This is a genomic window from Streptomyces sp. NPDC021019 (genome assembly GCF_044333295.1).
GTDB lineage: Bacteria > Actinomycetota > Actinomycetes > Streptomycetales > Streptomycetaceae > Streptomyces.
The window spans coordinates 69,294-92,286 of the sequence record NZ_JBIRQR010000001.1 but is presented as its reverse complement, the minus strand read 5'-3'; the positions used below and the strand labels follow the sequence as shown (position 1 = coordinate 92,286).

Sequence of the window (22,993 nt, the reverse complement as noted above, 5' to 3'; positions counted from 1 at the left end):
GCCCCCTCATACGGCATCCCGGACGAGGTATCCGGAAATACGGGCCCAGATAGTGCCCTGGTAGCGGTCCGGGACGGAGATCCGTGGGCCCGTAACGGTCATCTGTCGACACCACCCGCTCGCCCGCCCGGCCGGACGGTGTCGACAGATGACCGGCGGATCAGGAGGGCTTGCCGGTGGAGACCTGGAGCTCGAAGTGGGCGCCGCGCTCGGAGACGGCCGCGCCGGAGGACGGGAACTGGCCGACGACCTGGCCCTCGGCGTAGGTGTTGCCCTTCTCCTCGATCTCCTTGACGGTCCATCCCGCGGCGGCCGCGCACTCCTTCACGGACCGGATGTCCTTGTAGACGAAGTTCGGAGCCCGGACCTTCGCCGGGTCGTTGGAGTCCTCGGAGGCGTCCGAGCACTCCGTGCTCTTCATCGTCCGGTTGCGCTCCGGCGGGCGGTATCCCTCCACCTCGGCGGTGCCCGGGTCGCCGTCCTTGCCCGCCTCGTCGTCCTTGCTGCCGTCCTGGAGGGCGATCGCGGTGATCAGGCCGCCGATGGCCAGCAGCGCGACGACGATCGAACCGACGACGACCGGCATGTTCCGCTTGGAGCCGCCGGCGGCGGTGGTGCCCACGGCCGTCGAGTGCTGCGGGCTGATCGAGTACGGCGGCGGGGTCTGGTGGGCCAGCGGGCCCGGGGTCTGATAGCTCTGGGCCGCCTGCGGGTAGCCGTAGCCCGGCGTGGGCGCCGGGGTCGGCTGGCTGTACGGGCCCGGCTGGTGGGGCTGCTGCTGCGGATGCGGCTGGTACGGCGTCTGGACGCCCTGGGGTGCCGAGGTGCTCTGGTCGACCGGCGGGAACACCGCCGAGCCGACACCGGAGCCGCTGTTGGCGGGCCCGCCGCCGGCCACGATCACCGGGGCGCCGGTCTGGCCGCCGGAGGCGTTCAGCACGCGGGCGATCTCGTCGCGCATCGCGGCGGCGCTGGGGAAGCGCTCGTTCGGGTTCTTCTTGAGCGCGCGGGCGACGAGGGCGTCCATCGCCGGGGTGACCGAACGGTTGATGCTGGACGGCGCGACCGGCTCCTCCTGCACATGCGCGTACGCGATGGCCAGCGGCGAGTCCGCGTCGAACGGGATCCGGCCGGTGAGCAGCTGGAAGAGCATGATGCCGACCGAATACAGGTCGGACCTGGCGTCGACGCCGCGGCCGAGGGCCTGCTCGGGGGAGAGGTACTGGGGGGTGCCGACGACCATGCCGGTCTGTGTCATCGAGGTGACACCGGACTGCATGGCACGGGCGATGCCGAAGTCCATGACCTTGACGATGCCCCGCTTGGTCATCATCACGTTGCCGGGCTTGATGTCCCGGTGGACCAGGCCCATCTCGTGGCTGGTCTCCAGCGCGGCGAGCACGTCCGCCGTCACCTTGAGCGCCTTGTCGGCGGGCATCGCGCCGTGACTGCGGATGTCGGCGGCCAGCACCGAGCCGAGCGGCTGCCCCTCGACGTACTCCATGACGATGTACGGCATCAGCGCACCGCCGAGCTCGTCCTCGCCGGTGTCGAAGACGGAGACGATGTTGGTGTGCTGGAGCTTGGCGACGGCCTGCGCCTCACGCCGGAAGCGCTCGCGGAAGGACTGCTCGCGACCGAGCTCCGTGTGCAGGGTCTTGATCGCGACCTGGCGGTCGAGGGCGGAGTCGTAGGCCAGGTACACGGACGCCATCCCGCCCTCGCCGAGCAGGTCGCGCAGCTGGTAGCGGCCGCCCGCGACCGCCCCGCCCGCGTAGCGGCCCTGTGCGCCGTCCTGGCTCATGACTTGCATCCCCCTCGGCGGCGCGCGGTCGCACGCGGTGTGTCTGTCTGACGTCGTTTCTGTCTGACGTGGTTGCGTGCGACGCGGTTCCGTACAACGCGATTACGCGCCAAGTCTGCCGCAGGGGTACGACACGTCAAGCCGGGTGCCCGTTCCGTGACCCTACGCACAAGAAGCGTCTCGGAAGCGTTACAGGAAACGCATCAAATCCATGTGTACGACGCGCCGGGCGGTCCGATGATCCTGCCGCAGCGGAACCGTGGTGTCCGGTGGAGGCTGTAGCGTGACGCTGCAATGCAGCAAGGCACCGTGAGAACCCGCGGACGCGCGGACAGATACGACGGCGAGGACTGATGGCACCCGATTCCGAAGCAAACGGCGGCGGAGTTTCGGATGGTACCGACGCCTGGGGTATCGGCGGCGTGGTCGGTGACGGACGTTACCGGATGACCTACCGGCTCGGCCGGGGCGGCATGGCAGAGGTCTACGCGGCGGAGGACGTCCGGCTCGGACGCACGGTCGCGGTGAAGCTGCTCCGTTCCGACCTGGCCGAGGATCCGGTCTCCAAGGCGCGCTTCACCCGCGAGGCACAGTCCGTCGCGGGCCTCAACCACCACGCGATCGTCGCCGTCTACGACTCCGGCGAGGACGTCGTGGGCGGCCAGACCGTCCCCTACATCGTGATGGAGCTGGTCGAGGGCCGCACCATCCGCGACCTGCTCCTGACCGCGGAGGCCCCGCCTCCCGAGCAGGCGCTGATCATCGTCTCGGGGGTGCTCGAAGCCCTCGCGTACTCGCACCAGCACGGCATCGTGCACCGCGACATCAAGCCCGCCAACGTGATCATCACGGAATCGGGCGCGGTCAAGGTGATGGACTTCGGCATCGCCCGCGCGCTGCACGGCGCGCAGTCGACGATGACCCAGACCGGCATGGTCATGGGCACCCCGCAGTACCTCTCCCCCGAGCAGGCGCTCGGCAAGGCCGTCGACCACCGGTCCGACCTGTACGCCACCGGCTGCCTGCTCTACGAACTGCTGGCGCTGCGGCCCCCGTTCACCGGCGAGACCCCGCTCTCGGTGGTCTACCAGCACGTCCAGGACATCCCGGTGCCGCCGTCCGAGGTCTCGGACGTGGTACCGCCGGAGCTGGACGGGATGGCGATGCGCGCGCTGGCGAAGGACCCGGACGACCGGTTCCAGAGCGCCGAGGAGATGCGCGGGCTCGTCCAGTACAGCCTCCAGATGCTCCAGGTGCAGGGCGGTCACACGGGCACGTGGAACACCGGCCCGGTCGCGCTGCACGAGGGGGGCCAGACCCCGCCGCACGGGATGTCCGGATCCACCCGCGCGATGGGCCATCCGATGCACGGGGACACCTCGCAGGGCCCGATCCTGCCGCCGTACAACCCGGACGACGGGGGCTACGACGGCGGCGGCCGGCGCTCCGGCGGGCGCGGCAAGATGTGGCTCTTCGTCCTGCTCGCGCTGATCGCGATCGGCGCGGGGGTCGCCTTCGCCGTCAACGCCGCGAACGACGGCGGCGGGAAGAAGGCCCCGGTCACCCCGTCCCCCTCGGTCAGCCAGTCCGAGAAGGAGAAGCCCTCGGAGTCTCCGTCCGAGGAGGAGGAGAGCGACGAGCCGGAGGACCCGGACACCTCCACCGGCGGCGGTCAGACGCAGCCGAACCCGCCGCCGTACAACCCGGACCCGACCCCGAGCGAGCCCTCGTTCACCCCGTCCCCGGACCCGACCGGCACGGACACCGGGACCTCGGACGGCAACACCAACGAGGGCGGCACCGGTGAGCCCACCGGTGAGCCGACCGAGCCGACCACCGACCCCGGCACCCCGGGCGGCGGGGGCGGCGACGACGGCGGGGCCGGCGACGACGGCGGTACGGGCACGACGCCCGGCGAGACGGCGCTCGGCGCCACAACGGGATAACGCACCACTGCACCAGCCTTGAGCCCGGCGTGCGCCCTCGTGGCGCGCGCCGGGCTCACGCGGTGGTGTGCCGCTTCACTCCGCGAAGGCCGCTCGCTCCGCGAAAACTGCTTCGCTCCGTGAAAGCCACGTCACTCCGTGAAGGCCGCGCACACCGCTTCGTACTCCCGCGTCCACCACACCGCCAGGGCCGACACCGCGGGGAACTGCGGGTCGGCCCTGCGGTCGTGGAGGCGGTAGCGCCAGCGGAGTATCCAGAAGTCGTTGAGCCGCTCCCACCACACCCGGTGCACGGCGGCCGCAAGCTCGGCGGCCCCCACCCCCGCGGCCCGCCGGTACGCGCGGGCGTACGCCCGTACCTTGGCCAGGTCCAGCTCCCCGGCCGGGCGGACGAAGAAGATCGCCGCCGCCCGTACCGCCTCCTCGGCGCGCGGCTGTACGGCCAGCCGGTCCCAGTCCACGATCGCGACCGGGTCGGCGCCCCGGTAGAGCAGGTTCAGCGGGTGGAAGTCCCCGTGCACCCAGCCGGTGGCGGGCCCGTCCGGGGTGGGCGGCCGACGGTGGGCGTGCTGTTCGAGCAGGGCGCGGCGCTCCACGAGCCGGTGCACGGCGAGTTCGTCGAAGGCGTCGCGGGGGGCGTCCCGGCCGTCCTGCCCGCGCGCGGCGGCCAGCAGGTCGTCGATCAGCGCGAAGGTGTCGGCGGCGTCCGGGCTGCGGTGGCCCGGCCGGGCGGGCGGGCTCGCCGGGTGCGGGCCGTCGCGCGGCGCCATCACCTGTTCCAGGCCGGTGTGCACCGTCCCCAGGAGCGCACCGAGCCGGCGCGACTGGGAGAGGGTCAGCTCGGAGCCGACCCGGTGGAGGCCGTCGACCCAGGGGTGCAGGGCGTAGCACCGATCGCCGATCACGGTGACGGTCTCGCCCCGGGTGTCCGTCAGAGGCGGGACGACGGGGACGCCGAGCGACTTCAGGCGCTGGGTGGCGCGGTGCTGGCGCACGATCGCGGCGGGTTCGCCGCTGGTGTCGTCCAGGTGCTTCTTGTCGAGATGGTGCTTGAGGAAGTAGGACCCGCTCGTGGTGGAGACGCGGTACCCGTGGTTCAGCAGGCCCTTGGTGATCGGTTCGCAGGCGAGAGGCTCGCCCACGTAGGGGTAACGGCGCAGCACCTCGCCGACCGGGGGAACAGGTGGACGAGTGACATATGAGCGCGGCACTTACCAGATGTTAGATCACTCTGCGTGGCCGCTCGGCGGAGTTGCGGTCACGCCCGGAGGTGCGCTAGAGGGCACGCCGTCGAGGGCGCACGGGACTCGACGCCTCAGAACTTCAGCGTGTGCTCGGTGACGAAGTGCGGGTCGACCCGGAGGTAGGCCGGCGCGAAGGGTTCCCCGTTGACGGAGACGGGCGCGGTGCCGAACAGCCGCTCCTGTTCGGGGCAGGGGTGCACGATCTCGGCGGGGCCGGTGAACTGCACCGACCACAGGTCGCCGCCGTCGCCGGAGGCCGTGTCGTTGTAGTTGTCCGCGCCGTACGCGACGACGCTCCCGTCGCATGCCTCGTGGTGGCCGAAGCCGCTGTGCATCCGGAGCAGGATGCGGCCGTCGCACACGATGTGCCGGGCCACCGTCAGGAACGGCAGGGCCCGCATGCTGGTCGCGAGGCGGCCGTACGGGACGCGGCGGAGCAGTTCGATGGGTTCCGCTCTCCGGATCGGATCGGCCCGCTCGATCGTGCCGGTCGCGGGAGACCCGAGCGTGCCGGCCGGGGTCCGCCGGAGCGTCCCGGTCGCGGGGAGTTCGTCGAAGGACATGGATTCCACTGTCCCCCGGCCGTAGGGGCCGTGTAAGAGTCGCCTGCCCCGGGTGGCCCGGGACCAAAGTCCCTGCGGAGCGGGGAGACTCGGCGGCGCTCGGCAGACTCAGCGGCGCTCGGCCTGGAGCCGCGCGACGTACGCGGCCGCCTGCGAGCGGCGCTCCATGCCCAGCTTGGACAGCAGGCTGGAGACGTAGTTCTTGATGGTCTTCTCGGCGAGGTGCAGACGCTCCCCGATGACCCGGTTGGTCAGGCCCTCGCCGATCAGGTCCAGGATCTTGCGTTCCTGTTCGGTGAGGCCGGCGAGCTTCTCGTCACCCTTGCCGCTGCCGCCGTCGCGCAGCCGCTCCAGCACCCGGGCGGTGGCCACCGGGTCCAGCAGGGATTTTCCGGCCGCCACGTCCCGTACGGCATTCAGCAGTTCATTGCCGCGGATCGCCTTCAGCACATATCCCGACGCGCCCGCCATGATCGCGTCGAAAAGCGCCTCGTCATCGGCGTACGAGGTGAGCATCAGGCATTTGATGTTCTCGTCCTGGGAACGGACTTCCCGGCACACCTCCACACCGCTGCCGTCCGGCAGCCGCACGTCGAGCACCGCCACATCGGGACGCGTCGCCGGGATCCGCACCAGGGCGTCCGCGGCCGTACCGGCCTCGCCGACCACCTCGATGTCCGCCTCGACGGAGAGGAGCTCATGGACGCCACGCCGGACGACTTCGTGATCATCGAGCAGAAATACCGTGATTTTTCCATCTTCGCGCACGATCGCAGTCTCACACACTCGCCTCTCCTCCGCTCTTCCCTGGCGCTGATCCGCGGGATAACGTGCCGTTGTTCCGGCGGCCCGCAAGGCTGCTTTCAGCGCCCTGACCAGCAGAGGTTCGCGATTTTTTCGATTTACTTGGAAATCCAAGCAAAATCGCAGGTCAGATAGGGTTTCGCAGTTCTGCGACGCTGTGGGTAACGTGCCTATGACAGGGCACTCGCCGGGGCACCTGTCACGCCTGACTCCGGCCGACCGGCACCCACCCCGTGCACGGCTCCGGATCCAGGCGAGCCGCACTGGTCCCCGGCAGACCCCGGGGGCCGGACCGACGGAGGAGCACGCACGTGACCGTGGAGAGCACTGCCGCCGCGCGTAAACCGCGACGCGCCAGTAAGCGGACCAGCGCCGCGAAGAAGCCGCAGAGTTCCGAGCCCCAGCTCGTACAGCTGCTGACGCCCGAGGGCGTGCGCGTCGAGCACCCGGACTACAGCATCGACCTGAGCGCCGACGAGCTGCGCGGCCTGTACCGGGACATGGTCCTCACCCGCCGCTTCGACGCCGAGGCGACCGCCCTCCAGCGCCAGGGCGAGCTGGGCCTGTGGGCCTCACTGCTCGGCCAGGAGGCCGCCCAGATCGGCAGCGGCCGGGCCCTGCGCGACGACGACTACGTCTTCCCGACCTACCGGGAGCACGGGGTCGCCTGGTGTCGCGGCGTCGACCCGACCAATCTGCTCGGCATGTTCCGCGGGGTGAACCACGGCGGCTGGGACCCGAACAGCAACAACTTCCACCTCTACACGATCGTCATCGGCTCGCAGACGCTGCACGCCACCGGCTACGCCATGGGCGTCGCCAAGGACGGCGCGGACTCCGCCGTGATCGCGTACTTCGGTGACGGGGCCTCCAGCCAGGGCGACGTCGCCGAGTCGTTCACCTTCTCCGCGGTCTACAACGCCCCGGTCGTCTTCTTCTGCCAGAACAACCAGTGGGCCATCTCCGAGCCCACCGAGCGCCAGACCCGCGTGCCGCTCTACCAGCGCGCCCAGGGCTACGGCTTCCCCGGCGTCCGCGTCGACGGCAACGACGTCCTCGCCTGCCTCGCCGTCACCCGCTCCGCGCTGGAGCGCGCGCGCCGGGGCGAGGGCCCGACCCTCGTCGAGGCGTTCACCTACCGCATGGGCGCCCACACCACCTCCGACGACCCGACGAAGTACCGGGCCGACGAGGAACGGGCCGCGTGGGAGGCCAAGGATCCGATCCTGCGGCTGCGCGCCTACCTGGAGAAGGAGAAGCTCGCGGACGAGGCCTTCTTCACCGCGCTGGACGAGGAGAGCGAGACCCTCGGCAAGCGGGTGCGGGAAGCGGTGCGCGCGATGCCCGACCCGGACCCGATGGCCCTGTTCGAGCACGGCTACGCCGACGGCAACTCCCTCGTGGACGAGGAGCGCGCCCAGTTCGCCGCCTACCAGGCATCGTTCGCCGATTCCGCCGAGGAGGGCAAGTAGCCATGGCCGTGGAAAAGATGTCCATCGCGAAAGCGCTCAACGAGTCGCTCCGCCTCGCCCTCGACAACGACCCCAAGGTCCTCATCATGGGTGAGGACGTCGGCAAGCTCGGCGGCGTCTTCCGTATCACCGACGGACTCCAGAAGGACTTCGGCGAGGACCGGGTGATCGACACCCCGCTCGCCGAGTCCGGCATCGTCGGCACGGCGATCGGCCTGGCCCTGCGCGGTTACCGCCCGATCGTCGAGATCCAGTTCGACGGCTTCGTCTTCCCCGCGTACGACCAGATCGTCACGCAGCTCGCCAAGATGCACGCCCGCGCGCTCGGCAAGATCAAGCTGCCGGTCGTCGTGCGCATTCCGTACGGCGGCGGCATCGGCGCGGTCGAGCACCACAGCGAGTCCCCCGAGGCGCTCTTCGCGCACGTGGCGGGGTTGAAGGTGGTCTCGCCGTCCAACGCGAGCGACGCCTACTGGATGATGCAGCAGGCCGTCCAGAGCGATGACCCGATCATCTTCTTCGAGCCCAAGCGGCGTTACTGGGACAAGGGCGAGGTCGACACCGAGTCCATCCCCGGCCCGCTCCACAAGGCCGTGACCGTCCGCGAGGGCAGCGACCTCACGCTCGTCGCGTACGGGCCGATGGTGAAGGTCTGCCTGGAAGCGGCCGCGGCCGCCCAGGAGGAGGGCAAGTCGATCGAGGTCCTGGACCTGCGCTCGATGTCCCCGATCGACTTCGACGCCATCCAGACGTCGGCGGAGAAGACCGGCCGGGTCGTGGTCGTCCACGAGGCTCCCGTCTTCTACGGCTCCGGCGCGGAGATCGCCGCCCGGATCACCGAGCGCTGCTTCTACCACCTCGAAGCGCCCGTGCTGCGGGTCGGCGGCTACCACGTCCCCTACCCGCCGGCCCGGCTGGAGGACGAGTATCTGCCCGGCCTGGACCGGGTGCTCGACGCCGTCGACCGCTCGCTGGCGTTCTGAGGAGAGGGTTCGTGACGACGATGACCGAAACGTCTGCTCGTTTCCGTGAGTTCAAGATGCCCGACGTGGGCGAGGGACTGACCGAGGCCGAGATCCTCAAGTGGTTCGTCCAGCCCGGCGACACCGTCACCGACGGCCAGGTCGTGTGCGAGGTCGAGACCGCGAAGGCGGCCGTCGAGCTGCCGATCCCGTTCGACGGGGTGGTGCACGAGCTGCGCTTCCCCGAGGGCACGACCGTCGACGTCGGCCAGGTGATCATCGCGATCGACGTGGCCCCGGGCAGCGGCGACGCGCCCGCCCCGGCAGCCGCCCCGGCCCAGGAGCCGGTGGAGGAGCCCGAGGCGGAAGCCGAGCCGAAGGGACGTACGCCGGTCCTGGTGGGCTACGGCGTCGCCGAGTCCTCCACCAAGCGCCGCCCGCGCAAGGGGGCGTCGGCCGCTCCGGAGGCCGCCGCCGTCGCGGCGGCGGTGCAGGCCGAACTGAACGGGCACGCGGCGCCGGCCGCTGCTCCCGCTCCCGCGCCTGTGGCCGACGCTCCGGCCGGCGGCCGTCCGCTGGCCAAGCCGCCGGTCCGCAAGCTCGCCAAGGACCTGGGCATCGACCTGGCGACGGTGGTGCCGACCGGCAAGGACGGCGTCATCACCCGCGAGGACGTCCACGCGGCGGCGGCCCCGGCTGCTACGGCTCCGGTGGCTGCCCCGGCCCCTTCGCAGGCGGCCCCCTCGCAGGCGGCCCCCGAGGCTCCGGCAGCCGCCGTGGCCTCCGGCTCCGCCCGGGAGACCCGTATCCCGGTCAAGGGCGTCCGCAAGGCCATCGCGCAGGCGATGGTGGGCAGCGCGTTCACCGCGCCGCACGTCACCGAGTTCGTCACGGTCGACGTGACGCGCACGATGAAGCTCGTGGCCGAGCTGAAGGAGGACAAGGACATGGCGGGGGTGCGGGTCAACCCGCTCCTGATCATCGCCAAGGCCCTCCTCGTCGCGATCAAGCGGCACCCCGAGGTCAACGCCGCCTGGGACGAGGCCAACCAGGAGATCGTGCAGAAGCACTACGTCAACCTGGGCATCGCGGCGGCCACCCCGCGCGGTCTGATCGTGCCGAACATCAAGGACGCGCACGACAAGACGCTGCCGCAGCTCGCGGCGGCCCTGGGCGAGCTGGTCGCCACGGCCCGGGACGGCAAGACGTCCCCGGCGGCGATGGCGGGCGGCACGGTGACCATCACCAACGTCGGCGTCTTCGGCGTCGACACCGGTACGCCGATCCTCAACCCGGGCGAGTCCGCGATTCTGGCGGTCGGCGCGATCAAGCTCCAGCCCTGGGTCCACAAGGGCAAGGTGAAGCCGCGTCAGGTCACCACGCTGGCCCTGTCGTTCGACCACCGCCTGGTCGACGGCGAGCTGGGCTCCAAGGTGCTGGCCGATGTGGCGGCGATCCTGGAGCAGCCGAAGCGCCTGATCACCTGGGCGTAACTCCTGTTCCCGGTGGGCCCGTACGTTTCCGCGTACGGGCCCACCGGCATGTCCGGCCTTCACCGCACGGCTCGCACGGCGAGTTCGGCGAACACGGTCTTCCCCACCGTGCGCGGCTCGACGCCCCAGTCGTCGGCGAGCTGCGCGACGACCAGGAGCCCGCGCCCGTAACAGTCGTCGGCGTCGGGCCGCCGGAGGCTGGGCAGCCGCTCCCCGCGCGGATCGCTCACCGCGATACGGAGTGCGCTCGCGGTGAGGGCGAGGTGGACCCGGAAGAGCCGCCCCCGGATGGCCCCGTGCAGCAAGGCGTTGGTGGCCAACTCACTGACCAGGAGCGCCGCGTCACCGGCGAGCCCGGGATGCCCCCACTGGAGGACGAGCCGGGCGGCACGGTGCCGGCTGCGGACGACGCTGTGCGCGGTGGGCGGGTAGTCGACGCGGTCCTCGCGGAGGAGGGCGGGGGCGGGTACGGGGGTCTCCTGGGCTGCGGACATGGGTGCGTGCCTCCGGGGTGGGGTGGGCGGTGGCGATGTCGCTGCTGCGGTGGGCCGGGCCGTGAGTCCTTCGGTTCCGGCGCAGGGCAGGGCGGTGCACTTCCGCCGAGTTGGCTCCGCTGTGCGAGCGGTGGAGTACCGAAAGTATTGACCTCCTGCTGGTGGTGCAAGTGAAACGGAGACAATTGTCCCCAACGGGTGAAGGTGGTCGACGCCCAGCCCGGGGACGCGGGAAACTGAGGCCGTGAATCCAGCGACTCCGCAGGGAAACCGATCGTCAACTGTTCTTGGGCGCAGGCTCGGTAGCGAGCTGCTGCGCCTGCGGGACGCGTCCGGGAAAACGCAGCAGCAGGCTGCCCAGGTCATCAGCGCGACCAACTCGAAGATCGTCAAGATGGAGCGGGGCTGGGTTCCCATGAGGGATCCGGACATCCGAACCCTCTGCGAGTTCTACGGTCTGGAGGATGCGAAGTCCGTCGGGCGGCTGCTGGAAGTCGCCCGGATGGACCGCGAGCGCCGCAAGGCGAAGGGCTGGTGGAACCAGTACCCCGAGCTGCGTTCGCTGGTCGAGTACGTTGCGCTCGAAGACATCGCGACAGGCGTCCGGACCTGGCAGGGGGCTTTCGTTCCAGGGCTGCTCCAGACCCCGGACTACGCCAGGGCGCTCGCAGTCGGGAACGCGGACTGGGACGACCCCGACGAGATCGAGCGTTTCGTCGAAGCGAAGATCGCGCGGCAGGCGCGTCTCACGGAGAGCACTCCGCTGGCGTTGTGGGCGATTGTCGCCGAGGCGGCCCTCCATCAACTGGTTGGTGGCCGTGAGGTGATGCGCGCTCAACTGGCGCACCTGGCGGAGGCGGCCGCCGAGCCAAATGTCACGGTGCAGGTTGTCCCCTTCCTTGCGGGGTCCCACCCGGGCATGACCAGTGCTTTCAGCATTGTCTCGTTCGCTGAACCTGGTGCGATGGACGTGGTCTACATGGACACGACGTCGTCTACGCTGTGGCTGGAGAGTGAGACGGATGCCGCCCGCCACAACGTCACATTCGGTCGCATTGCCAGATGCGGACTCGCTCCCCGCGATTCCATCGCTCTCATAGGGCGTATTCGCAAGGAGTTGTAGTTGTGCCCCACTTCGAGTTCGTCCGGTCCAGCTACAGCAGCGGCAACGGCGAGTGCGTCGAAGTGGCCCGCAACCTCCCCCGCACCGTCGCCGTCCGCGACTCCAAGCGCCTCGGCGGACCCGTCCTCACTCTCGCCGCCGCCGCCTGGGACGCCTTCACGGCCGACCTGCGCCGCCGGCAGCCGTAGGCCGTAGGAACGGGCGAAGGGGCCCGGCCCGCACACACCGTGCGGGCCGGGCCCCTTCGCCGTACAACGCGTGCGTGCGGGTTACCTCTTGAACCCGTAGTCCATCAGCTTCTTCGCGTCGGCGGTGCGGTTCGCCTCGGAGGACGACGTTAGCACCGTGCCGATGACCGTCTTGCCCTTGCGGGTCGCGGCGAAGACCAGGCAGTACTTGGCGGTCGGGCCGGAGCCGGTCTTGACGCCGACGGCGCCGCTGTAGCTGCTGAGCAGCTTGTTGGTGTTGCTCCACGACATGTAGCGGTAGCCACCGCTCTTCGTGGTCACCTTCTGCTTCGTCGACTTGGTCTTGACGATCGAGCGGAACGTGGAGTTCTTCATCGCCTTGCTGGCGATCTTCGTCAGGTCACGCGGGGTCGAGTAGTTGTTGCCGCCCCCTATGCCGTCGAACGAGTCGAAGCGGGTGTTCTTCAGCTTGAGGCTCTTCGCCGTGGCGTTCATCTTGCCGATGAACGACTTCACGCGGGCCGCGCGGGTCTTGCCGTAGCCGAACTTGTCGGCAAGGGCGTACGCGGCGTCGCAGCCGGAGGGGAGCATCAGGCCGTAGAGGAGCTGGCCCACGGTGGGCTTGTCGCCGACGATGAGCCGGGCGGACGAGGCGTTCTTCTTGACGATGTAGTCGCTGTACGCCTTCTGGACCGTGACCTTGGATTTCAGGTTCACGTTCTTCTGCGACAGGACCACCAGCGCCGTCATGATCTTGGTGGTGGAGCCCGTGGCGCGACGGGTGTCCGCGGACTTGGTGAAGAGGGTCTTGCCGGTGCCGTTGTTCATCACGAAGCCGCCCTTGGCGACGATCTTCGGAGTCGGCGGCGTGGCGGCGTGCGCCGTGGAGGCGAAGGCGCTGCCCGCGAGCACCGCGCCGGCGGTGAGCGTCACGGTGGCCGTGACGGTGACGCGATTGATGCGCTTGATGCCGTTATTCAACTGAACGCTCCAAATGCCCCTGATATGCGGCCACATAAGGGTGCCGCTCGGAGGTGAGACTCCTGAGCCGGGGCAATGGATGTGTTACTGATCGGGTGAATTTGCGCAGGCTTGACCATGGGCCGTCGGGGCGCAGCAGCCCTTGCCCTGCCAGGCCTCGCGCCCCTCCTTGACGGCGAGGCCGGCGATGGCGAGGGCGGCGACCGGATCGGCCCAGGTCCAGCCGAGCGTGGCGTTGAGGAGCAGTCCGACCAGCAGCACTGCGGAGAGGTACGTGCACAGCAGGGTCTGCTTCGAGTCCGCGACGGCGGAGGCGGACCCGATCTCGCGACCCGCCCGCCGTTGGGCGGCCGACAGGAACGGCATGACCGCCAGCGAGAGCGCGGCGATGACGATGCCGAGGGGGGACGGTTCGGCCTCGCCGGTCCCCGTCAGCGTCCGGACCGCGTCGATGGCGACGTACGCGGCGAGCGCGAAGAACGATACGGAGATGATCCGGAGAGCTGTCCTCTCCCGACTCTCGCGCACCGCGTGCTCCCGGGCGGAGAACTGCCAGGCCACGGCGGCGGCGGAGGACACCTCGATGACGGAGTCCAGGCCGAAGCCGATCAGGGCGCTGGAGGAGGCCATCGTTCCGGCGGTGAGGGCCACCGCCGCCTCGATGATGTTGTAGGCGATGGTGACCGCGACCAGCAGCCGTATCCGGCGGGCGAGCGCTTCCCGGCGGGCCGGGGAGGGGCCGAGGGAGAGCGTGGTCATCAGCAGCAGCCCTTCGTCTCCGCGTCCGCGCAGGTGCGGTCCGACTCGACGGCCACCACTGCGGAACGCAGGTCGTCCAGGGCGCTGCCGAGGCGTTCGTCGGCCAGTTCGTAGCGTGTCCGGCGGCCGTCCGGCACGGTGACGACGAGACCGCAGTCGCGCAGGCAGGCCAGGTGGTTGGAGAGCCGGGTGCGGGAGATACCCAGGGCGTCGGCCAGGTCGGAGGGGTACGCAGGGGCCTCGCGGAGCGCGAGCAGCAGGCGGCAGCGGATCGGGTCGGCGAGCGCGCGGCCGAACCGCGCGAGCACCTCGATGTCGGAAGCGACGGTCAGCATGACGTGACAGTACAGGCACAGCTGAATTCATGGAAGCGTGAACTGTCGCTGCCGGGTGGCGGAGTCCTGCACGGCACAGCCAGGCGCTCTCGGTCAGGCGTAGGAGGAGAGGAGTTCGTCGAGCGTCCAGATCGTGGCCCGTACCCCGGACGTACGGGCGAGATACCGGTCACGCTCGATGAGGATGTTGAGGTCGCCGCAGCCGAGCTTGTTGCAGGCGTGCTCGATCAGGCTGCTTCCGGTGTTGCCGCCGTCCACGAGCGCCCGGAGGTGGGCCGCGTCCCATTCCACCTCGTTGAGCGCCCAGGGCGCCGTGCCCTCGACGACGGTGGTCAGGACCGCGCTGAGCCGCTCCGCGCAGGAGCGACGCGCACGGCCGTCCGACACCTGGGCGATGTGGTTGCCCGTCTCGATGATCGCGGTCACCGGCAGCAGGAGGTCCGTGTCCCGGCGGTCACGTTTCCTCTTCAGCTCGTCGATGACCCGCTTGCGGTCCTGCATTTGCCGGGAACCTCCAGCAGATTGCACAGGATCGACGTGTCCACGAACTCAACCCCCCGAGCCATGGGCTCACCCGATCCCGAGGAGTCGGTCGAACTCGGCGTAGTCCTGTTCGCCGCGTTCTTCCCGCATCAGCCGGCCGTGGGTCACCACGTCACCCAGCGGCCCTGCTCCCATCGCCGTGGCGTAGCCGTCCAGCTCGGTGAGTCTCGTCAGGAGGCTGGCACCCGTCTCCCGGTCCCGGGAGCAGACGATGACCCCTTGGTGATCGTCGCCACTGAGGGCGGAGAGCAGGGCCGGACTGTGCGTGGTGATGAGGACGCGCGTCGTGCTCTCGGCCGCCGCTCCACGGACGAGCCGCAGGACTTCCGCCGCTTGGGAGGGGTGCAGTCCGTTCTCCAGCTCCTCGATGACCAGAGTGAGTGACCGAAGGTGGTCGCCCTCCGGCGCAGGTCCCAGATCCAGCCCGTCCCCACCGGTCAGCAGCGACGTCGTGACCGCGAGAAACCTGAGCATGCCGTCGCTCATCTCGCGGGCGGGAGTGAGCCCCAGCGGCCCCTCGTCGAGCGCGAGCATGACGTCACCGAGCTCCGACCTGGTGACGGCCAGCCGCTCGATATCGTGATCGGCCACGCCTCGGAGGAGGCCGACGAGGCTCTCGAAAGTCTCCTCGTCGTGCCGTTTGATGTGGCCGATCGCCGCAGAGAGGTTCTCTGCCGTTCTGCGGAGGCGAAAGTCGCGGGCCGGTACGTAGTGCCGCATCAGGTGGGGTACGGGATCGAGGTGGAAGGCTCCGCTGAGTGCGTCCAGCAGGGTACCGGCCGCCAGCATGGTGTCGATCTCGCCGTCGCTGTCACCAGGAATGCGCAGGGGCAGCTGCGAAGTCAGCAGCCGGGTGCCCCGGAATGAGGCGCTCGGGTTCCGCCCTCGCTTTCCGTTGTGCCAGGAGGCGTCGATGTCCGCGCGGTGCGGGATCGGTTCTCCGCTCACGAGGAGAGGGCGTGTGCCGCTCGCGGTCGGGCCGGTGAGCCGTTCCTCGGTGATCTGGACCTCTGGGTCCACCTGGATCGTCACATCGAGCGTGATGGGTCCGTGCTCCGTGCCGACCGTGCAACCCAGCGCGAACCGGTCCGAGCCGTGCGGCACGCACCCGCTCAGCCCGCCCCGCACCGGACCCGACCCGCTGTACCGGCTCTCCAGGGCCTCGGTGATGTCGTCGCCGCGCGCCAGCCGGGAGAGGACCTCCAGCCCGTCCAGCGCGTTCGACTTGCCGCTGCTGTTGCGCCCGATGAGGACCGTGAGGGGCGCCAGCGGAAGCACCGCGCCGTGGAAGCTCTTGAACGCGGTGAGACGTACCTCTTCGAGAGCGTGACCTGTCACCCGCTCAACGTAACGCAAGGGGCGCGGCGCGGGCAGCCGCACGCCGGCCCAGGATCCGGACGCCGTTCCCTCATGCGTGCATGTTGTATCTATGCTGTGCGCATGCCTGCCGCACCCTCCGCCCCCTCTGCCCCCGTACAGCCGCCGACCGCCTCCCTCAAGCGTCCGCCCGCCGCCGAGCGCGTCTACACGCACATCAAGGAAGCCGTCCTGGACCGCCGCTACGAGGGCGGAACCCTGCTCACCGAAGGGGATCTGGCGGACGCGGTCGGCGTCTCGCGGACGCCGGTGCGCGAGGCGCTGCTGCGGCTGGAGGTCGAGGGGCTGATCAAGCTCTACCCGAAGAAGGGCGCGCTCGTCCTCGCCGTCTCCGCACAGGAGATCAAGGACGTGGTGGAGACCCGGCTGCTGGTCGAGGAGTTCGCCGCGCGCAAGGCGGTGCCCGCGTCGCCGCAGTTGATCGCCCGGCTGGAACAGCTCCTGGAGGAGCAGCGGCAGTTGGCGGAGGCCGGGGACCTGGCCGCCGTGGCGGTCAAGGACCGCTGTTTCCACGCCGAGATCGTGAAGAACGCCGGCAACGAGATCCTCTCCCGCCTCTACGACCAGTTGCGCGACCGTCAGCTGCGGATGGGCGTCGCGGTGATGGAGGCCCACCCGGGCAGGATCGAGGCCAACATCACCGAGCACGGTGAGCTGCTGGACGCGATCCGCGCCGGGGAAGCCGAGGGGGCGGCCCTGGTCGTGCGCCGTCATGTCGGCCGGGTGCGGGTGCTGGTGCGGGGTGAGGACCGGTGAGTTCGGCCGCCCCCACGCTGTCGCTGCCCGGTGACCCGCCCGGCGGCCGGACTGCCGCCTGGGTCTGGGGCATCGGGGTCGCCGTCTACTTCGTCGCGATCATCTTCCGTACGAGCCTGGGCGTCGCCGGACTCGACGCCGCCGACCGGTTCGACGTCAACGCCTCGGCGCTGTCCACGTTCTCGATCCTCCAGCTCCTCGTCTACGCGGGCATGCAGATACCCGTCGGCCTGATGGTCGACCGGCTCGGCACCAAGAAGGTCCTCACCATCGGGGCCGTTCTCTTCACCGTCGGGCAGCTGAGCTTCGCGCTCTCCCCGTCGTACGGCATGGCGCTGGCGGCCCGCGCGCTGCTCGGCTGCGGCGACGCGATGACGTTCATCAGCGTGCTGCGGCTCGGCAGCCGCTGGTTCCCGGCCCGGCGCGGGCCGCTGATCGGCCAGGTCGCGGCGCTGTTCGGGATGGCGGGCAACCTCGTCTCGACGCTGTTCATCGCGCGGGCGCTGCACAGCTACGGCTGGACGGCGACGTTCGTCGGCAGCTCGCTGGCCGGTGTCCTGGTGCTGGTGCCGCTCCTGCTGTTCCTCAAGGACCACCCGGAGGGCCACGAGCCGCCGCCCGCCGAGCACGCCGGGGCCGCGTACGTCCGCCGGCAGATCGCCGCCGCCTGGCGGGAGCCGGGGACCCGGCTCGGGATGTGGGTGCACTTCACCACCCAGTTCCCGGCGATGGTGTTCCTGCTGCTGTGGGGGATGCCGTTCCTCGTCGAGGCGCAGGGGCTGAGCCGGGCCACGGCGGGCACACTGCTCACCCTGGTGGTGCTGTCCAACATGGTGGTGGGGCTCGTCTACGGGCAGATCATCGCCCGCCACCACGAGGCACGGGTCCCCATCGCGCTGGGCACGGTGGCCACGACGGCCCTGCTCTGGGCGTCCGCGATCTTCTACCCGGCCGACCACACGCCGATGTGGCTGCTGGTCGTCCTGTGCGTCGTGCTCGGCGCCTGCGGACCGGCCTCGATGGTCGGTTTCGACTTCGCCAGGCCGGCCAATCCGCCCGAGCGACAGGGCACCGCCTCCGGAATCGTCAACATGGGCGGGTTCATCGCCTCGATGACCACCCTGTTCGCCGTCGGGGTCCTGCTGGACGCCACGGGCGACAACTACCGTGCCGCGTTCGCCTCGGTCTTCGTCCTGGAGGCGCTCGGCGTCACCCAGATCCTGCGGCTGCGCCGCCGGGCGGCGCTCAGGGAACGCGAGCACCACGTGGTGAGCCGCGTCGAGGCCGTGCACGTACCGGCTTAGCCGTCTCCTTCGCGCTCGGCGGCGCGCCCGTCGCCCAGGGTCCGGGACGGGCGCCGCCGGGGCACGGGGCCGGTGCTACGGGGTCACGGCGAAGTTGTCCAGGATCGCGGTGGCCAGCTCCTGGTCGCCCTCGACCTTGATCCGGTCGGCGACGGCCGTGTGGCGGACCCGGCCGCAGGCGAGCCGGACGTACGTCTCCCAGTCCACCGACAGGGTCACGGCGGGGCCGAGTGAGGGCGCGCCGTCCACCGAACCGCGGCCCTCCGCGTCGACCCGTACCGTCCGCAGGAACTCCACCGGCCCGTGCACGTCGAAGACGACCGCCGAATTCGCGGGGGCGCCGGCCTTCTTGGCGACCACCTTCGGCAGTCCGGCGAGCAGCATGTCGCGGGTGATCAGGGCGCCGGGGGAGTCCAGGTTGCCGGGCTGACCGAGCGTGGCGCGCAGGTCCTGCTCATGCACCCAGACGTCGAAGGCCCGCAGGTTCAGCGCTGTTTCGAGGGTCTGCTCGGCGCCCAGCGGCGCGCGGACCTTGGTCTCGGGGCTGCGCGACTCGTTGCGGATCTGGCGGGCCCGGCGGATGAGGACGTACTCCAGCTCGGCGGTGATCTCCGGGGAGGTGTGGTGCCGCCGGACGTCGACCTGCATCTCCATGTAGCGGGCGAAGTCGCTCTGCACGTGGTAGAGGTCGCGCGGCAGGGTGTGGATCGGCCGGGGATCGCCGAGCATCTCGCACTCCATGCCGATGACGTGCGACACGATGTCGCGCACCGACCATCCCGGGCAGGGCGTTCGGCGGTTCCACTCGCCCTCGGGGAGGGGCTTCACCAGCTCGGCTATCGCCTCGATGGAGTGGGTCGCGGCGTCGGTGTAGGGCTGGAGGCTGGGATGGACGGTCACGGGACCCCTCGTGCGGTTCTGCGGTGCATGGGCTGGAGAGAGCAGGGAGTGCTGGCGGGTGGGCTGGCACTGACGGCGCTGTCGGCGAGCTGCGTGGGAGGTTCGACCGCCGGACCCACCGGCGGTGGGTCCAAGTTACGCTGCGAGCAGGCACCCCGGCAGTGCTTTGGTGTGACGATCGTAGGCCCGTGTTGACGGCTCGAATGCCAGGACGGTGGTAGTGTGCGCGCCTCCCTCATCCAGATCGCAGTGGACCCGGACGAATCCGTCGATGCCCGCAGAGCGCGAGCGGCCTCGTTGGTCGTCGCTCAGCGGGGCGCTGACCTGGTGGTTCTCCCTGAACTGTGGCCGGTCGGGGCGTTCGCCTACACCGCCTTCGAGGCGGAGGCGGAGCCCCTGGACGGCCCCACGCACGAGGTGATGGCGAAGGCCGCCGCCGAGGCCGGGATCTGGCTGCACGCCGGCTCCTTCGTCGAACGGGCGAACAACGGCACCCTTTACAACACCAGTCTGGTCTTCTCCCCCCAGGGCGAGCGCACGGCCGTCTACCGCAAGATCCACCGCTTCGGCTTCGACAAGGGCGAGGCGGTGATGATGGGCGCGGGCGAGGAGTTGGTGACCGTCGCCCTGCCGGACACCACCCTGGGCCTCGCCACCTGTTACGACCTCCGCTTCCCCGAGCAGTTCCGGGGACTCGTCGACGCGGGCGCCGAGACGCTGGTCGTCGCAGCGGGCTGGCCCGAGCGCCGCCGCTCCCACTGGACGCTCCTGGCGCAGGCCCGTGCCGTGGAGAACCAGGCGTACGTGCTCGCCGTCGGGACGGCGGGCACCCACGGCGACATCCAGCAGGCCGGGCACAGCATCGTCGTCGACCCCTGGGGCGAGGTGCTGGCCCAGGCGGGCGCGGACGAGGAGGTCCTGACCGTCGAGCTGGACCCGGCGAAGGTGCACGAGACCCGGGAGCAGTTCCCGGCGCTGAAGGACCGCCGCCTGGGGCTCGCGCCGCCGCTCTGAGGGCGGCCCGGCGCGCGGGTGCCCGGCGCGGGCGGCCGGGGCCCCTGTCTACAGTGAGCGCCATGGCTGAACAGAGCACCGCCGAATCGACGTTGCTCCGTGGAACGGCGATCTTCGCCGCCTCGGTCACGGTCGTCCTCTACCTCTTCGGCCTCCTCCTCGTGGGCCTCACGGTCAGCGAGGTCGGGTCGGGAACGAACTCGACGCCCATGCACCAGTGCGTATACGCGCCCAACCTGCCGGATGGCGCTCACGTGGAGGCGCACGAGGTGCGCTACCTGCCGGTGCACGTCCTGTGCCGCACCACCGATGGCGGGGAGTTCACCAGCCGGGTCGTCCCCTCCTGGCTCAACCCGGCCCTCGCGGTCTCCTTCGCGGCCACCGTCGCCCTCACGGCGTGCGCCTTCGTCCAGGCGGACCGGCGGGCTGCCGCACGACAGGCGGCATGAGCTCCAGCCGTCCCTGTCCTCCGGGGCCTTCAGGGCTCCACGTTTCACGTGAAACAACGAACGCCCGCGTTCTGGCAGGCGCTCAGCCTTCGCGAGAGGGCAAGGTGATCAGTCCTCGTTCTCCTTGTCCGCCAGCACGATCACGCACATCGCCACCGCGATGAGCAGCGCGGTGTCGGCGTCGTCCCGGACGACGTCGATGCCGTACGTGTCCCGGAGGGTCAGCCAACGGCGCGAGATCTGGGCCAGCAGCTCGCCGTCGTACTCGATGGCGAACTCGCGGTCCAGGATCCTGCCGCTGACGTCCAGCTCCGTGCCGTCCACCAGCGTCACCCGGTAGTGGTTACGGAGGAGGGACAGCCGCTTGCGCTTGACCTTGGCCAGCTCCTCGCCGCCCCGTTCGATGAGCATCGTGTCGCGCAGGCTGACCAGCTTCTGCCGCAGTTCGACCAGGACCCGGCCGTCTGCGTCCTTCAGCTCGAAGGTGTCACGCAGCCGCATCGCCTTGCCGTCGACCAGGAAGACCTTGCGGCCACCGTCGTCCTCGATCCAGTAGTCGTCGCCGATGGCGAACAGCCGCTCACGTACGAGAAGTCTCATGCGCCACAGGTTCCCCCGAGGTCCTGCGGAATGCGTGCAGGTGGTCACGGTGTTGACTGGTGGCATGGCATCACGTGCACGCGTCCGCGCCCCCGAACTCATCGGCAAGGGCGGCTGGCTCAATACAGGCGACCGGCAGTACACCCTCGCTGACCTGCGGGGCCGCATCGTCATCCTCGACTTCTGGACGTTCTGCTGTGTGAACTGTCTGCACGTCCTGGACGAGCTGCGCGAGCTGGAGGAGAAACACCGCGACACCGTGGTGATCATCGGCGTCCACTCGCCGAAGTTCGTCCACGAGGCCGAGCACCAGGCCGTCGTCGACGCCGTCGAGCGCTACGAGGTCCACCACCCCGTCCTCGACGACCCCGAGCTGGCCACCTGGAAGCAGTACGCCGTACGCGCCTGGCCGACGCTCGTCGTGATCGACCCCGAGGGCTACGTCGTCGCCCAGCACGCGGGCGAGGGCCACGCGCACGCCATCGAGAAGCTCGTCGAGGAGCTGGAGGCCGAGCACGGGGCCAAGGGCACCCTCCGCCGCGGTGACGGCCCCTACGTGGCGCCCGAGCCCGTCGCCACGCATCTGCGCTTCCCCGGCAAGGCGCTGCTCCTGCCGGACGGGGGCTTTCTGGTCTCCGACACCACCCGGCACCGCCTCGTCGAGCTGGACGCCGACGGCGAGACCGTGCGCCGCCACTTCGGCACGGGCGAGCGCGGCCTGAACGACGGCGGCCCGGACGAGGTCCGGTTCAGTGAACCGCAGGGGCTCGCCGTGCTCCCCGACGGCCGGGTCGCCGTCGCGGACACCGTCAACCACGCCATCCGCGCCCTGGACCTCACGACAGGCGTGACCAACACCCTCGCCGGGACCGGCCGCCAGTGGTGGCAGGGGACCCCGACCAGCGGTCCGGCGCGCGAGGTGGACCTCTCCTCGCCGTGGGACGTCGCCTGGTTCGGCGACCGGCTGTGGATCGCCATGGCGGGCGTGCACCAGCTGTGGGCGTACGACCCGGAGAGCGCGACCGTGCGCGTCGCCGCCGGGACCACCAACGAGGGCCTGGTCGACGGGCCGGCCGCCGAGGCCTGGTTCGCCCAGCCGTCCGGGCTCGCCGTCTCCGCCGACGGGGAGCGACTCTGGGTCGCCGACTCGGAGACCTCCGCGCTGCGCTGGGTCGACCGCGAGCAGCACGTCCGCACCGCGGTCGGCACCGGCCTCTTCGACTTCGGCCACCGCGACGGTGCCGGGGACCAGGCACTTCTCCAGCATCCGCTCGGCGTGACCGCGCTGCCCGACGGGTCCGTCGCGATCAGCGACACGTACAACCACGCCCTGCGCCGGTACGACCCGGCCTCCGGCGAGGTCACCACCCTGGCCACCGACGTCCGTGAGCCCAGCGACGCGGTGCTGGTCGACGGCGATCTGGTCGTCGTCGAGTCGGCCCGCCATCGGCTGACCCGGCTCCGGCTGCCGGAGGAGGCGGTCCGGGTCGCCGACCAGGCGCACCGCACCCAGCGAGCCGCGACCGAGATCGCCCCGGGCACCCTCCGCCTCGACGTCGTCTTCCAGGCGCCCGCGGGCCAGAAGCTGGACACCCGCTACGGCCCCTCGACCCGGCTGCTGGTCTCCGCGACCCCGCCCGAGCTGCTGGCGGAAGGTTCCGGCGCGGGGACGGACCTCGGGCGCGACCTGGTTCTCGCGGACGGGGTCACCGAGGGCGTGCTGCACGTCTCCGCGATGGCGGCGTCCTGCGACGACGACCCGGCCAACGAGTACCCGGCCTGCCATGTGCACCAACAGGACTGGGGCGTCCCCGTCCGCGTGACCGCGGAGGGAACGCCCCGGCTGCCGCTGGTGCTGGCGGGCATGGACGAGCAGGGCTGA

Annotated in this window: 23 protein-coding genes; 11 read left to right on the top strand and 12 right to left on the bottom strand. The window is 70.5% G+C overall.

Annotated elements, in window-relative coordinates; all coding sequences use genetic code 11:
- Nucleotides 1–160: 160 nt before the first annotated feature.
- Entirely contained in the window at nucleotides 161–1,804 is a 1,644-nt protein-coding gene (locus tag ACH4RG_RS00375; protein WP_397918919.1) for a protein kinase, read from the bottom strand.
- A gap of 353 nt (nucleotides 1,805–2,157) precedes the next feature.
- Between ACH4RG_RS00375 and ACH4RG_RS00370 the strand changes: the two genes are divergently transcribed.
- Nucleotides 2,158–3,750, top strand: coding sequence for a protein kinase (locus tag ACH4RG_RS00370; RefSeq protein WP_397918921.1), 1,593 nt, complete (start codon nucleotides 2,158–2,160; stop codon nucleotides 3,748–3,750).
- Nucleotides 3,751–3,881: 131 nt separating this feature from the next.
- Here the strand turns inward: ACH4RG_RS00370 and ACH4RG_RS00365 are convergent, their stop codons facing one another.
- The 3 genes from ACH4RG_RS00365 to ACH4RG_RS00355 form a co-directional block, all read right to left on the bottom strand.
- Complete coding sequence (locus ACH4RG_RS00365; RefSeq protein WP_398539373.1) at nucleotides 3,882–4,913, bottom strand: phosphotransferase; 1,032 nt, start codon at nucleotides 4,911–4,913, stop codon at nucleotides 3,882–3,884.
- A 152-nt stretch (nucleotides 4,914–5,065) separates the two neighbouring features.
- The gene (locus ACH4RG_RS00360; protein ID WP_398162203.1) at nucleotides 5,066–5,557 is read right to left on the bottom strand and encodes a pyridoxamine 5'-phosphate oxidase family protein; all 492 of its coding nucleotides are present in this window, start codon (nucleotides 5,555–5,557) and stop codon (nucleotides 5,066–5,068) included.
- 108 nt (nucleotides 5,558–5,665) lie between these two features.
- Nucleotides 5,666–6,325, bottom strand: a complete 660-nt coding sequence (locus tag ACH4RG_RS00355; RefSeq protein ID WP_397918925.1) for a response regulator — start codon at nucleotides 6,323–6,325, stop codon at nucleotides 5,666–5,668.
- A 347-nt stretch (nucleotides 6,326–6,672) separates the two neighbouring features.
- On the opposite strand from ACH4RG_RS00355, the gene pdhA reads away from it, so the two are divergent.
- Genes pdhA through ACH4RG_RS00340 form a run of 3 tightly spaced genes read left to right on the top strand, consistent with a single transcriptional unit; the run spans nucleotide 6,673 to nucleotide 10,288 of the window.
- A complete protein-coding gene (gene pdhA, locus ACH4RG_RS00350) occupies nucleotides 6,673–7,833 on the top strand; it encodes a pyruvate dehydrogenase (acetyl-transferring) E1 component subunit alpha (protein ID WP_397918927.1) in 1,161 nt (386 codons plus the stop codon).
- Nucleotides 7,834–7,835: 2 nt separating this feature from the next.
- Entirely contained in the window at nucleotides 7,836–8,816 is a 981-nt protein-coding gene (locus ACH4RG_RS00345; protein WP_217221976.1) for an alpha-ketoacid dehydrogenase subunit beta, read from the top strand.
- An 11-nt stretch (nucleotides 8,817–8,827) separates the two neighbouring features.
- A complete protein-coding gene (locus ACH4RG_RS00340; RefSeq protein ID WP_397918931.1) occupies nucleotides 8,828–10,288 on the top strand; it encodes a dihydrolipoamide acetyltransferase family protein in 1,461 nt (486 codons plus the stop codon).
- 59 nt (nucleotides 10,289–10,347) lie between these two features.
- Here ACH4RG_RS00340 and ACH4RG_RS00335 read toward each other — a convergent pair whose 3' ends face one another.
- Nucleotides 10,348–10,782 (bottom strand): ATP-binding protein, encoded by a 435-nt coding sequence (locus ACH4RG_RS00335; protein WP_398538865.1) that lies wholly within the window; start codon nucleotides 10,780–10,782, stop codon nucleotides 10,348–10,350.
- Between the two features lie 244 nt (nucleotides 10,783–11,026).
- Here ACH4RG_RS00335 and ACH4RG_RS00330 point away from each other — a divergent pair, with 244 nt between their 5' ends.
- Together ACH4RG_RS00330 and ACH4RG_RS00325 are read left to right on the top strand one after the other, a co-directional pair.
- On the top strand, nucleotides 11,027–11,905 hold the full coding sequence (locus ACH4RG_RS00330; protein ID WP_397918935.1) for a helix-turn-helix domain-containing protein: 879 nt from the start codon (nucleotides 11,027–11,029) through the stop codon (nucleotides 11,903–11,905).
- A gap of 2 nt (nucleotides 11,906–11,907) precedes the next feature.
- Nucleotides 11,908–12,093 carry a DUF397 domain-containing protein gene (locus tag ACH4RG_RS00325; RefSeq protein WP_397918937.1) on the top strand — a complete coding sequence of 62 codons (186 nt, stop codon included), beginning with the start codon at nucleotides 11,908–11,910 and terminating at the stop codon, nucleotides 12,091–12,093.
- 81 nt (nucleotides 12,094–12,174) lie between these two features.
- Here the strand turns inward: ACH4RG_RS00325 and ACH4RG_RS00320 are convergent, their stop codons facing one another.
- The 5 genes from ACH4RG_RS00320 to ACH4RG_RS00300 form a co-directional block, all read right to left on the bottom strand.
- Nucleotides 12,175–13,074, bottom strand: coding sequence for a D-alanyl-D-alanine carboxypeptidase family protein (locus ACH4RG_RS00320; protein ID WP_398538864.1), 900 nt, complete (start codon nucleotides 13,072–13,074; stop codon nucleotides 12,175–12,177).
- A gap of 84 nt (nucleotides 13,075–13,158) precedes the next feature.
- Nucleotides 13,159–13,833, bottom strand: a complete 675-nt coding sequence (locus tag ACH4RG_RS00315) for a cation diffusion facilitator family transporter (RefSeq protein WP_398538863.1) — start codon at nucleotides 13,831–13,833, stop codon at nucleotides 13,159–13,161.
- On the bottom strand, nucleotides 13,833–14,168 hold the full coding sequence (locus tag ACH4RG_RS00310) for an ArsR/SmtB family transcription factor (RefSeq protein WP_398538862.1): 336 nt from the start codon (nucleotides 14,166–14,168) through the stop codon (nucleotides 13,833–13,835). Before ACH4RG_RS00310 ends, ACH4RG_RS00315 begins: the two co-directional genes overlap by 1 nt.
- 93 nt (nucleotides 14,169–14,261) lie before the next feature.
- Nucleotides 14,262–14,669: a hypothetical protein gene (locus ACH4RG_RS00305; RefSeq protein ID WP_398538861.1), complete on the bottom strand. Its 408-nt coding sequence runs from the start codon at nucleotides 14,667–14,669 to the stop codon at nucleotides 14,262–14,264.
- 69 nt (nucleotides 14,670–14,738) lie between these two features.
- Entirely contained in the window at nucleotides 14,739–16,049 is a 1,311-nt protein-coding gene (locus ACH4RG_RS00300; RefSeq protein WP_398538860.1) for an AAA family ATPase, read from the bottom strand.
- Nucleotides 16,050–16,151: 102 nt separating this feature from the next.
- Here ACH4RG_RS00300 and ACH4RG_RS00295 point away from each other — a divergent pair, with 102 nt between their 5' ends.
- On the top strand, nucleotides 16,152–16,844 hold the full coding sequence (locus ACH4RG_RS00295; RefSeq protein ID WP_397918947.1) for a GntR family transcriptional regulator: 693 nt from the start codon (nucleotides 16,152–16,154) through the stop codon (nucleotides 16,842–16,844).
- A complete protein-coding gene (locus ACH4RG_RS00290) occupies nucleotides 16,841–18,148 on the top strand; it encodes a nitrate/nitrite transporter (RefSeq protein WP_397929478.1) in 1,308 nt (435 codons plus the stop codon). The genes ACH4RG_RS00295 and ACH4RG_RS00290 overlap by 4 nt, the downstream gene beginning before the upstream one ends.
- Before the next feature lie 75 nt (nucleotides 18,149–18,223).
- Here ACH4RG_RS00290 and ACH4RG_RS00285 read toward each other — a convergent pair whose 3' ends face one another.
- Nucleotides 18,224–19,048 (bottom strand): maleylpyruvate isomerase family mycothiol-dependent enzyme, encoded by an 825-nt coding sequence (locus ACH4RG_RS00285; RefSeq protein WP_397918951.1) that lies wholly within the window; start codon nucleotides 19,046–19,048, stop codon nucleotides 18,224–18,226.
- A 222-nt stretch (nucleotides 19,049–19,270) separates the two neighbouring features.
- On the opposite strand from ACH4RG_RS00285, the gene ACH4RG_RS00280 reads away from it, so the two are divergent.
- Both ACH4RG_RS00280 and ACH4RG_RS00275 read left to right on the top strand, forming a co-directional pair.
- Entirely contained in the window at nucleotides 19,271–20,062 is a 792-nt protein-coding gene (locus ACH4RG_RS00280; RefSeq protein ID WP_397918953.1) for a carbon-nitrogen family hydrolase, read from the top strand.
- A 62-nt stretch (nucleotides 20,063–20,124) separates the two neighbouring features.
- Complete coding sequence (locus ACH4RG_RS00275; RefSeq protein ID WP_397918955.1) at nucleotides 20,125–20,511, top strand: hypothetical protein; 387 nt, start codon at nucleotides 20,125–20,127, stop codon at nucleotides 20,509–20,511.
- Between the two features lie 108 nt (nucleotides 20,512–20,619).
- On the opposite strand, the gene ACH4RG_RS00270 is transcribed toward ACH4RG_RS00275, so the two are convergent.
- Nucleotides 20,620–21,111 (bottom strand): LURP-one-related/scramblase family protein, encoded by a 492-nt coding sequence (locus tag ACH4RG_RS00270; protein WP_397918957.1) that lies wholly within the window; start codon nucleotides 21,109–21,111, stop codon nucleotides 20,620–20,622.
- Nucleotides 21,112–21,175: 64 nt separating this feature from the next.
- Between ACH4RG_RS00270 and ACH4RG_RS00265 the strand changes: the two genes are divergently transcribed.
- Nucleotides 21,176–22,993 carry a thioredoxin-like domain-containing protein gene (locus ACH4RG_RS00265; RefSeq protein ID WP_397929483.1) on the top strand — a complete coding sequence of 606 codons (1,818 nt, stop codon included), beginning with the start codon at nucleotides 21,176–21,178 and terminating at the stop codon, nucleotides 22,991–22,993.

Bases quoted from the DNA above. Each gene is read 5' to 3' on its own strand.
- ACH4RG_RS00335 (WP_398538865.1), bottom strand. From the start codon at position 10,782: ATGTCCGCAGCCCAGGAGACCCCCGTACCCGCCCCCGCCCTCCTCCGC.
- ACH4RG_RS00270 (WP_397918957.1), bottom strand. From the start codon at position 21,111: ATGAGACTTCTCGTACGTGAGCGGCTGTTCGCCATCGGCGACGACTAC.
- ACH4RG_RS00305 (WP_398538861.1), bottom strand. From the start codon at position 14,669: ATGCAGGACCGCAAGCGGGTCATCGACGAGCTGAAGAGGAAACGTGAC.
- ACH4RG_RS00275 (WP_397918955.1), top strand. From the start codon at position 20,125: ATGGCTGAACAGAGCACCGCCGAATCGACGTTGCTCCGTGGAACGGCG.
- ACH4RG_RS00345 (WP_217221976.1), top strand. From the start codon at position 7,836: ATGGCCGTGGAAAAGATGTCCATCGCGAAAGCGCTCAACGAGTCGCTC.
- ACH4RG_RS00315 (WP_398538863.1), bottom strand. From the start codon at position 13,833: ATGACCACGCTCTCCCTCGGCCCCTCCCCGGCCCGCCGGGAAGCGCTC.
- ACH4RG_RS00370 (WP_397918921.1), top strand. From the start codon at position 2,158: ATGGCACCCGATTCCGAAGCAAACGGCGGCGGAGTTTCGGATGGTACC.
- ACH4RG_RS00360 (WP_398162203.1), bottom strand. From the start codon at position 5,557: ATGTCCTTCGACGAACTCCCCGCGACCGGGACGCTCCGGCGGACCCCG.
- ACH4RG_RS00310 (WP_398538862.1), bottom strand. From the start codon at position 14,168: ATGCTGACCGTCGCTTCCGACATCGAGGTGCTCGCGCGGTTCGGCCGC.
- ACH4RG_RS00295 (WP_397918947.1), top strand. From the start codon at position 16,152: ATGCCTGCCGCACCCTCCGCCCCCTCTGCCCCCGTACAGCCGCCGACC.
- ACH4RG_RS00375 (WP_397918919.1), bottom strand. From the start codon at position 1,804: ATGAGCCAGGACGGCGCACAGGGCCGCTACGCGGGCGGGGCGGTCGCG.
- ACH4RG_RS00265 (WP_397929483.1), top strand. From the start codon at position 21,176: ATGGCATCACGTGCACGCGTCCGCGCCCCCGAACTCATCGGCAAGGGC.